Source organism: Eubacteriaceae bacterium Marseille-Q4139 (assembly GCA_018223415.1).
In the GTDB taxonomy this organism is placed as follows: domain Bacteria; phylum Bacillota; class Clostridia; order Lachnospirales; family Lachnospiraceae; genus CABSIM01.
In genome coordinates this window covers 3,942,325-3,951,564 of record JAGTTQ010000001.1, presented here as the reverse complement: position 1 = coordinate 3,951,564, position 9,240 = coordinate 3,942,325, and the positions used below count along the sequence as shown (strand labels likewise).

At 42.4% G+C, this 9,240-nt stretch carries 7 protein-coding genes and 1 pseudogene; all 8 read left to right on the top strand.

Going from position 1 to position 9,240, the window contains the following annotated elements:
• Positions 1-953: 953 nt before the first annotated feature.
• The 8 genes and pseudogenes from KE531_18810 (at position 954) to KE531_18775 (ending at position 9,232) form a co-directional block, all read left to right on the top strand.
• Positions 954-1,636 (top strand): annotated as a pseudogene (locus tag KE531_18810) (glycosyltransferase).
• 703 nt (positions 1,637-2,339) lie between these two features.
• Positions 2,340-3,455, top strand: a complete 1,116-nt coding sequence (locus tag KE531_18805; GenBank protein MBR9955646.1) for a glycosyltransferase family 4 protein — start codon at positions 2,340-2,342, stop codon at positions 3,453-3,455.
• Positions 3,456-3,485: 30 nt separating this feature from the next.
• Positions 3,486-4,382, top strand: a complete 897-nt coding sequence (gene rfbA / locus KE531_18800) for a glucose-1-phosphate thymidylyltransferase RfbA (GenBank protein MBR9955645.1) — start codon at positions 3,486-3,488, stop codon at positions 4,380-4,382.
• A 49-nt stretch (positions 4,383-4,431) separates the two neighbouring features.
• Positions 4,432-5,451, top strand: coding sequence for a dTDP-glucose 4,6-dehydratase (gene rfbB / locus KE531_18795; protein MBR9955644.1), 1,020 nt, complete (start codon positions 4,432-4,434; stop codon positions 5,449-5,451).
• Positions 5,452-5,471: 20 nt separating this feature from the next.
• On the top strand, positions 5,472-6,386 hold the full coding sequence (gene rfbD / locus KE531_18790; protein MBR9955643.1) for a dTDP-4-dehydrorhamnose reductase: 915 nt from the start codon (positions 5,472-5,474) through the stop codon (positions 6,384-6,386).
• A 17-nt stretch (positions 6,387-6,403) separates the two neighbouring features.
• Positions 6,404-7,012, top strand: a complete 609-nt coding sequence (gene rfbC, locus KE531_18785) for a dTDP-4-dehydrorhamnose 3,5-epimerase (protein ID MBR9955642.1) — start codon at positions 6,404-6,406, stop codon at positions 7,010-7,012.
• A gap of 79 nt (positions 7,013-7,091) precedes the next feature.
• A complete protein-coding gene (locus KE531_18780) occupies positions 7,092-8,318 on the top strand; it encodes a glycosyltransferase family 4 protein (GenBank protein MBR9955641.1) in 1,227 nt (408 codons plus the stop codon).
• Positions 8,319-8,320: 2 nt separating this feature from the next.
• Entirely contained in the window at positions 8,321-9,232 is a 912-nt protein-coding gene (locus KE531_18775; GenBank protein MBR9955640.1) for a glycosyltransferase, read from the top strand.
• The last annotated feature ends 8 nt before the right edge of the window (positions 9,233-9,240 follow it).

Genomic DNA, 9,240 nt, shown 5'->3' with positions numbered 1-9,240 from the left:
TAAGACTGGGGTGGAAATGGAATGGGAGTGGTGGTTTGTGGTTGAATTGGCGGTTTGGAAATTGTGGGGAATGTGAATAGAGCGAGGGAGAGTTTGAAGGGTAGAGAGATGGTTGGGGGATGGTGGGAGTGGAAAGAATGAGAGTATAGATTGACAGGGCTGCCCAAGTGATATTAGTCGCTGAATATATACCATTTTTCGATAGATATGTACAAAAGGTGTCTACACAAATGGGATTATTGAAGTCTGTAGAAGCCAATAAAGTATTAAATATTTGAGGTGTCTGCCCTAAATAAAATAGTTAATAAACGGATAGAGAAAATGAACATTTCGGGCGTTTATTTAACATGGTTCTTGTATTGTATTGATTGGACAGACATGACCAGAAAAAGACATAATAATTTACTTAATAGAAGGGCTACTGTGGAAATCAGGAAGAAATGATAGATATCGGAATGATGATCCACAGCAATTTCGACCATAGAGAATTTTAAAAAGTTCCGAACCGGCCGGATGAAAAGAGGAGTACGTCATGGATAAGGAGTACGTAAGTTGTGAAGGATAAATTGAATATTGCAATGCTCGGTGATGGAGATATAATAGGGACAACCAAGAAAAACCACGTAGAATCAGGGCTTTTGGCGGCTTGACCCAGCTCTCAAATCCAGATTTTTATGCAGAGAGGGTTAGAAGACGCCAAAAAGCTAAGATAGTGGATGGCTTCTTGACGGCTCTATTCGACCCAATCTTAAAGAGCATGAAAATTTGAATAGGAGGTTTGGAGCAAGCCTGTGCCTGGTACGAGAGTGCCGGGGATGGGCTTGTTGTCGTGCTTATCTTTGGCGCTGATGAAAATCCGTTTTAGCATAGACCGGGTTTCATGAGCAGTGGAAACAAAACTCATTTGGGAATGAAATTGCGGAAGAGAAGACCTGGTAGGGAGTGGGCGAAGGATGGCAAATAATGCGGAGGGATTGTCGCTATGTATGTTCGGCCTGAAGAGATTTGGTCGGGAAGGTGGCGTCGAGGTTGTGGTCGAAGAACTCAGCACTCGGATGGTGAAGTTAGGCCATCAGGTGACTTGTTATACCCGTGGCGGCCATCATGTGAGCGGGAAAGAGTTTGACGGTGAAAGGCTGCACGAGTACAAGGGTGTAAAACTCAAAACGGTCCCGACCATCAACGGGAAAGGACTTGCAGCGGTATCCTCCAGTTTCTTTGCCGCGTTAGCATCTGCCTTTGGCCGATACGATGTCGTGCACATCCACGCGAAGGCCCGGCGGCTATGTGCTGGCTTCCAAAGTTATTTGGAAAACGGGTTGTAGTGACAGTGCATGGCTATGTGGGCTTGTCCATTTCTGTGCTCTTAGCCCAGCATGAAAAAGTATTTGCGGTCGATATTGTTTCGTCTAAAGTCGAGATGGTGAATCAAAGAAAATCTCCAATCCAGGATGAATACATTGAAAAATACCTGGCTGAGAAAGACCTGGATTTGACCGCAACACTCGACGCGGAGATGGCTTACAGCGCAGCCGATTTTGTGGTGATTGCAGCGCCAACAAATGTCTACTCAACAAACTGTATTGACGTAGCAATGTCGAAAAGAACCTGTTTTGCACACTATATAGGGTGCTGAAATTGGCCGTGTTTCACAGCTATATGAACTGTAAATGCAAGATATTTATACAAAACGCTGAACTTTTGCCCCCCCCGTGGTACAAAATTGGCACAACTTTTTCAGAAGAATCATAGAAATGTCGGAAAATAGGAGAAAACAACAAAAATCCATGAGTTTATCATTAACGTCTGAAACTGCTGTTGAGTACACTATCTGACCCACTAATGACACCTACATCATAACGGTTTGTTGAGTCATGAAAAATAGAGAAAAACAGATGATTTCTACTTCATAAAACAGCTGTTGAGTAGAGCACGGATGGTGATGATAATTACATGTTTTGAGTGGTTAAAGTGAATGATTTGTTAATAACGAACAATGAATGGTGAGAATTGGATTGGATGATATATACAGTTTTAATAAAACTCATGCGCCGACAGGGTTGATTCAACAATCCAACACTTAGAAAAAACGTCATTGTAGGGTATACGGGGTTCGACTGTATAAAACAGCACTTCGGCTATAGAGAAATAGAGACGAGTGTACTCAACGGATGTTTTATGGAGTAGAAAACATGATTGCTGGGGTAGTTGGATACGACAATATAAGAAAACACTTAGCCGAGTGTGGTTATCACACAGTGGAAATTAGAGAGAAATGCCATCCATATGGATGTGCATATAGATTTGCGGAAAGAAAAATGACGAGGAGTATTTGAGGGATGAGGAAGAATAAAATCAAAATATTGCATATAGCGCAGGCCGCAGGTGGCGTGGATCGCTACATCCGAATGCTTCTCAAGTATTTGGATAAAGAAAAATTCGAGAATATATTGGTTTGCTCACAAGATTTTCATGAAGAAGACTACAGAGATTTGGTGGATTCTTTTGAACAGATTGAAATGACTAGAGCCATTGGTGGAAACGATCTAAAGGCGATTAAAGAGGTTAGAGCACTGATAAAAAAATATAACCCCGATATTGTTTATGCTCACTCCAGTAAGGCTGGAGCCATTGCTCGTGTTGCCGATATCGGTTTGAAAAATCGCTGTGTATATAACCCACACGGATGGGCGTTTAACATGCGTTGTTCTGCAAAGAAAAAAGCAATGTACACAGCCATTGAAAAGGTGGCTGCGCCATTCTGCGATAAGATTATCTGTATTTCAGATGCGGAAAAGCAGTCAGCATTGGATAAGAAAATATGCAAAGAGGACAAGTTACAGGTCATTTTTAATGGTGTGGACATCGAAACCTATGAGAATGGAGTACATGGTGCAGTTAAAAGGAGAGACTTGAACATTCCGGAAGATGCATTTGTTGTTGGTATGGTTGGACGAATGAGTCCACAGAAAGCACCGGATGTGTTTGTTAAGATGGCAAAGAAGGTAAAAGAAGCGGTTCCAAATGCACACTTCATTATTGTTGGAAACGGAAATCAGGAAGCCGAGATTAGAAGGTATGCGGAGGACAATGGTTTCTCGGACAGTTTACATATCACAGGCTGGGTTGATAACCCAATGAGCTATGTGGAGCTTTTTGATGTTGCATGCCTGTTGAGCCGCTGGGAGGGCTTTGGTCTAGCACTGCCCGAATATATGATGGCGGGTAAGCCGATTGTAGCAAGTAATGTGGATGCTATTCCGAATATAATCCGGGATGGAGAAAACGGTTTGCTTGTTGAAGTGGATGATGCCGCCGGTGCAAGTAAAGCAGTGATGCGAATCTATCAGGAAGATGGATTAAGGGATACATTGGTGGCACAGGGCTTGGAAGATGTACATAAGAAATTTAATGCCCGGAGAGTTTCAGAAGAACATGGGAAACTGTTTGAGTAAATGTAAAGATTGACGGAGGAGGAAACAGTTATGAAAGGCATTATTTTAGCAGGAGGTTCAGGCACACGACTGTACCCATTAACAAAAGTAACAAGTAAACAGCTTTTGCCAATCTACGACAAACCGATGATTTATTATCCGATGTCTGTTTTGATGAACGCAGGCATCCGCGACATTTTGATTATTTCCACACCACAGGATACTCCTCGTTTCGAGAACCTGCTTGGTGATGGACACCAGTTTGGTGTGAATCTGACCTATGCGGTTCAGCCGTCTCCGGATGGACTGGCACAGGCCTTTATCATTGGTGCCGACTTTATCGGTGAGGATTCTGTGGCTATGGTGTTGGGCGATAACATCTTTGCGGGTCATGGTCTGAAGAAGCGCCTGCAGGCAGCAGTCCAGAATGCAGAAAACGGCAAGGGCGCAACGGTGTTTGGCTACTATGTGGACGATCCAGAGCGTTTTGGTATTGTGGAGTTTGACAAGAACGGTAAGGCCATTTCTATCGAGGAAAAGCCAGAACATCCGAAGAGCAACTATTGCGTGACTGGTCTGTACTTCTATGATAACCGTGTGGTCGAGTTTGCAAAGAACCTGAAACCGTCTGCCCGTGGTGAATTGGAAATTACCGATCTGAACCGTATTTATCTGGAAGACGGTACCCTGAATGTAGAACTGCTGGGTCAGGGCTTCACTTGGCTGGATACAGGTACACATGAGAGCCTGGTGGATGCCACCAACTTCGTAAAGACTGTCGAGCAGCATCAGCATCGTAAGATTGCTTGCCTGGAAGAAATCGCATACCTGAACGGATGGATCAGCAAGGATGAGCTGATGGAAGTCTATGAGGTCATGAAGAAGAATCAGTACGGACAGTATCTGAAGGACGTCATGGACGGCAAGTATCAGGAACATCTGTATTAATTAGAAAACGAGAACAAGATACATAGATAAGTGTAGAGGAGAATAAATCATGAATATTATTGTTACCGGCGGTGCTGGGTTTATTGGTAGTAACTTTGTGTTCCATATGCTGAAAAAGTATCCGGATTATCGGATCATCTGCTTGGACAAGCTGACCTATGCAGGCAATCTGTCCACACTGGCCCCTGTTATGGATAACCCGAATTTCCGCTTCGTGAAGGCTGATATTTGCGACCGCGAGGCTGTGAACAAACTGTTTGAAGAAGAACATCCGGACATCGTGGTCAACTTTGCGGCAGAATCTCATGTTGACCGTTCCATCGAAGATCCGGGCATCTTCCTCCAGACCAATATCATCGGCACCAGTGTGCTGATGGATGCTTGCCGCAAATATGGTATTCAGCGTTACCATCAGGTTTCTACCGATGAGGTTTACGGTGACCTGCCGCTGGATCGTCCTGACCTGTTCTTCACTGAGGAGACTCCGATCCATACTAGCTCTCCGTATAGCAGCTCCAAAGCAGCCGCTGACCTGCTGGTTCTGGCTTACCACCGTACCTACGGCCTGCCTGTGACCATTTCCCGTTGCTCCAATAACTATGGCCCGTATCATTTCCCGGAGAAGCTGATTCCGCTGATGATTGCTAATGCTCTGGCTGACAAGCCGCTGCCTGTTTACGGCGAGGGTCTGAACGTCCGTGACTGGCTGTATGTGGAAGATCACTGCAAGGCTATTGACTTGATTATCCACAAAGGTCGTGTTGGTGAAGTCTACAATGTCGGCGGTCATAACGAGAAGCAGAACATCGAGATCGTGAAGATCATCTGCAAGGAGCTGGGCAAGCCGGAAAGCCTTATCACCCATGTTGGTGACCGTAAGGGCCACGATATGCGCTATGCTATCGACCCGACCAAGATCCACAATGAGCTGGGCTGGCTGCCGGAGACCAAGTTTGAGGACGGCATCAAGAAGACTATTCAGTGGTATCTCAATAACCGTGAGTGGTGGGAGACTATCATCAGCGGCGAATATCAGAACTACTACGAGAAAATGTACAGCAACCGCTAAAAGCCAGAGGAGGAAAGAACATGAAGTTTTTTGTAACAGGCGTTGGCGGTCAGCTGGGTCATGACGTGATGAATGAACTGCTGAAGTGTGGTCATGAAGGTGTTGGTTCTGATATTCAGGAAACCTACAGCGGTGTGGCTGATGGTTCTGCGGTAACAAAAGCACCGTATGTGGCTCTGGATATTACTGATAAAGATGCTGTTGAAAAAGTAATTACAGAAGTAACCCCGGATGCTGTGATCCACTGTGCGGCATGGACGGCTGTGGATATGGCAGAGGACGACGATAAAGTGGCGAAAGTTCGTTCCATCAATGCTGGTGGAACTCAGAATATTGCAGATGTCTGCAAGAAGTTGGACTGCAAGATGACCTACATCAGCACGGATTATGTGTTTGATGGTCAGGGCACTGAGCCTTGGCAGCCGGACTGCAAGGATTACAAGCCGCTGAATGTGTATGGTCAGACGAAGTTGGAAGGTGAACTGGCAGTCAGCCAGACGCTGGAGAAGTATTTCATTGTCCGCATTGCATGGGTGTTTGGCTTGAATGGTAAAAACTTTATTAAGACCATGCTGAATGTTGGTAAGACACATGACACTGTCCGTGTGGTTAATGACCAGATCGGCACACCGACCTATACATATGATTTAGCTCGACTGCTCGTTGATATGAATGAAACTGAGAAGTATGGCTATTACCATGCGACCAACGAGGGTGGTTATATCAGTTGGTACGATTTCACGAAAGAAATCTACCGTCAGGCGGGCTATAAGACGGAGGTGCTTCCGGTAAGCACCGAGGAGTATGGTCTGAGCAAGGCTGCTCGTCCGTTCAACAGTCGTTTGGATAAGAGCAAGCTGGTGGAGGCTGGATTTACTCCGCTTCCGACTTGGCAGGATGCATTGAGCCGTTATCTGAAAGAGATCGAGCAGTAATAGAGGAGATAGAAGAAATGGGACAGATTAAAGTTGAGAAAAATGTAGGCGGCATCGAGGGCCTCTGTGTGATTGAGCCTGCTGTTCATGGTGATGCCCGTGGCTATTTCATGGAAACTTACAACGAAAAAGATATGAAGGAGGCTGGCATTGACATCTACTTTGTACAGGATAACCAGTCTATGTCTACAAAGGGTGTGCTTCGTGGCCTGCACTTTCAGAAACAGTATCCGCAGTGCAAGCTGGTGCGCGCCGTGCGCGGCACAGTGTTCGATGTTGCAGTTGATCTCAGAAGCAATTCTGAGACCTATGGCAAGTGGTATGGCGTGACCTTGTCCGCTGAGAACAAGAAGCAGTTCCTCATCCCGGAAGGTTTTGCGCATGGCTTCCTGGTTCTGAGTGACGAGGCAGAGTTCTGCTACAAGGTTAATGACTTCTGGCATCCGAATGATGAGGGTGGCATAGCTTGGAACGATCCTGAAATCGGCATCGAGTGGCCGGAACTGAAGGGTGAGTACAAGGGCAGCACAAGTGCAGAAGGCTATATGCTAGAAGACGGTACTGCACTGAATCTGAGTGATAAGGATCAGAAGTGGCTGGGACTGAAGGATACTTTTAAATTTTAAGAATATGAGATGATACCTTTACATGAAATAAAAGCGTAAGGTGCAGTTGGATAATATAGAGAAAGAGGATTGACATGGCATGGAAAGAATGAAGGTTGCGTTTTTAACTAGTGGGATTTCACCAGTTCCAGCAACAAAGGGAGGAGCTGTTGAAAATCTGATAGAAGACTTACTTGATGAAAATGAAAAGAAACATAGTTTTGACTTTTCAGTTTTTAGTCTATACGAAGAAAAGGCAGCAGAACAATCAAAAAAATATAAAAACAGCAACTTTTATTTTGTGAAGTCTCCGGAAGTGGTTAATTGTTTTGATAAAGCAATATACTGGATTGCAAAAAATCTGTTAAAAAAAGCAAATTTGATTTCATATCGTTGTATTCTTCGTAGACTGTATGTGATGTCAAAGTTCCCAAAGATTTTACTAAAAAATGACTTCGATAGACTTGTTTTGGTAACGAATTCTACGCTTTTCTTCGTGTTAAAAAACAAGAAAGTTGCAAAGAAATATGAAGGAAAGACAATCTATTATCTCCATAATGAGGTTCGTTCGCTGTTTAAATGCGAAAAAGAGGCAGCCTCAATTAGAAGCCTAATAGGAATAAGTGAATTTGTAAATAACTCTTTTAGAAAGCAGGTTCCAACATTAAATAAAGAGCAATGTTATGTCCTTAAAAATGGAGTGGATACTGTAAGATTCACAGCAAGAGACGAAAGAAAAATAATAGAGTATAGAAACAAATATGGAATTGAAGATAATGATTTTGTTGTGATATTTGCAGGAAGGTTGGTAGATGAAAAAGGGGCACTTGAAACAATCAAAGCGATTAAAGAATGCAAAGATGAACATATAAAGTTGCTTATTGTTGGAGCGGGTTTTTATAGCAGTGACATAGTTGATGACTACACATTAGAGCTTCAGAAGGAAGCAGAAGGTATAAAAGATGGGATTGTATTTACAGGATATATAGATTATAAAGATATGCCTTCTATTTACCAATTAGGAAATGTTGCGGTTCTTCCGTCAATGTGGGAGGAACCAGCAGGGATGACTATGGTGGAAGCAGTAGTTAGTGGATTACCGTTGATTACAACAAATTCTGGAGGAATCCCTGAATACATACCTGATAATGCCGCAATTCTATTAAATCGTGATGAAAATCTCGTGGACAATATTAAAAAGTCAATCTTGATGATTAAGGATGAGCCAGGCAAATTTGATGCTATGATATCAAATGGACGAAAATTAGTACAAGAATATAATTTGATGAATTATTATAGCAATTTTGAAACAATACTTATGGAGTGATTATGTACAAAATTTTGATATTAATGTCAACATATAACGGAAAGGATAAAATCCGAAAACAAGTTGAAAGTATTATACATCAAAGAGAGGTCGACAGTTACATATATATTAGGGACGATGGGTCAGATGATGATACAATTGAAGTAATTGAAGACTTAGTCAAAGAATATAGAAGTAGGATTTTTGTTAAGCAAGAAAACAATGTTGGATGGAAACAAAGCTTTTTACAGCTGTTATATTTAGCTGATAATTCTTATGATTATTACGGCTTTTCAGATCAAGATGATGTATGGTTTGACAATAAAATAATAGACTGTATTCGGCTTGCGGAAAAAGATGATTATAAAGGACCACAGTTGATTCACTGTAATTCTGTTTCAGTTACATCTGATTTAAAGACAAGAAGCGAGCAAGAAAACCGAATTGCAACACCCCCATCTTTTGAGTCTGCAATTGCAACTGAATATTTTCAGGGCTGTGGAATGCTTTGGAACAAAGACGCAATGAACATTATTCAAAAGTATAAACCGTTTAATAAAGACATAGCACATGATTACTGGGTTGGACTGATTTGCTTCTTGTCTGGTAAAATTTATTTTTGTGAAGAACCCTTGTTTTATCATATTCGTTATGAAAGTAACTCATCCGAAGATGGAAATAGAAATAAAGGACGAATGAAAAGATTGAAAACCTTGTTGCGAGGGAAAAAAGCATATATGAATCCAACAGAAGATTTATTAGTGGGATATAGTGAATTCTTGAGCAACGATGAAATCGCTTTTTTGAAGGACATTTCGGATTACAAGAAAAATTATTTATGTAAGCTACGATTATTGATAAATAGAAAATTTGTCAGACCAACGCTTCCGGCAACATTAATGTTGAAATTGGCAATTTGCATAAATAGATTTTAAGGAAGGAG